This is a genomic window from Ruminococcus sp. N15.MGS-57 (genome assembly GCF_000980385.1).
In the GTDB taxonomy this organism is placed as follows: Bacteria; Bacillota; Clostridia; order Oscillospirales; family Ruminococcaceae; genus Hominimerdicola; species Hominimerdicola aceti.
The window spans coordinates 1-816 of the sequence record NZ_LARF01000127.1 but is presented as its reverse complement, the minus strand read 5'-3'; the positions used below and the strand labels follow the sequence as shown (position 1 = coordinate 816).

Here is an 816-nt window from a genome sequence, read left to right as displayed (position 1 = left end):
CTCAGTTTGGTAGAGTGCTTGGTTTGGGACCAAGATGCCGCAGGTTCAAGTCCTGTCGCCTCGACCACTTTATTAAAAAAAATGAAAACAAAATAAAAAATGCTTGACAAGTGCTTGGAGATATGATATAATAGATATCGTCAGTTCGACAGATCAAGCAATACAAGCTGGTGTAGCTCAGTTGGTAGAGCAGCTGATTTGTAATCAGCAGGTCGGGGGTTCGAATCCGTCCACCAGCTCCAAAATTTCATATGGGGGAATTCCAGAGCGGTCAAATGGGGCAGACTGTAAATCTGTTGCTTCGGCTTCGGTGGTTCGAATCCACCTTCCCCCACCAAGTTGGGACAAGCATTGCTTGTCCCAACTTTTTTTGTTTTCAGGCAGATCTGCGAAATAGACAGGAACTGACAATTCACCTGATTTACTGTGAGGGAGTTTACAAGTTTCCTGTAAGCATGACTACATTAACACAAGATTTTTGTTATGTCAATATATTTTTACAAGAAACTTGTAAATTAAGATTGACAGGCAAGGAAAAATCCGATACCATAATCATAATGGGAAGAGGATGAGGAAAGGATGAACGGGATGAGCTTTGGACAACGCATGCGGGAACAGCGAAAAGCGCTGGGAATTTCCCGGACCGAACTGGCCCAGCGGTTGGGCGTTTCGCCGTCCGCCATCGGAAACTATGAACAAGACACCAGTTTTCCCAAGGAGCCGGTATTGCTGCGTCTGTTTGACTGTCTGGAAACGGATCCCAATACCCTCTTTCAGGATCATTTCCTTCGGGGGGAAACGGTTCTCAGCGACCGG

Annotated in this window: 1 protein-coding gene and 2 tRNA genes; all 3 read left to right on the top strand. The window is 45.7% G+C overall.

What is annotated here, in order from left to right:
- Window positions 1-166: 166 nt before the first annotated feature.
- A tRNA-Thr gene (locus WS40_RS10875) sits at window positions 167-242 on the top strand.
- An 11-nt stretch (window positions 243-253) separates the two neighbouring features.
- Window positions 254-337 (top strand) — tRNA-Tyr (locus tag WS40_RS10870).
- 242 nt (window positions 338-579) lie between these two features.
- Window positions 580-816 (top strand): helix-turn-helix domain-containing protein (locus tag WS40_RS10865; RefSeq protein WP_046442291.1); only part of this gene is annotated, 237 nt, incomplete at its 3' end.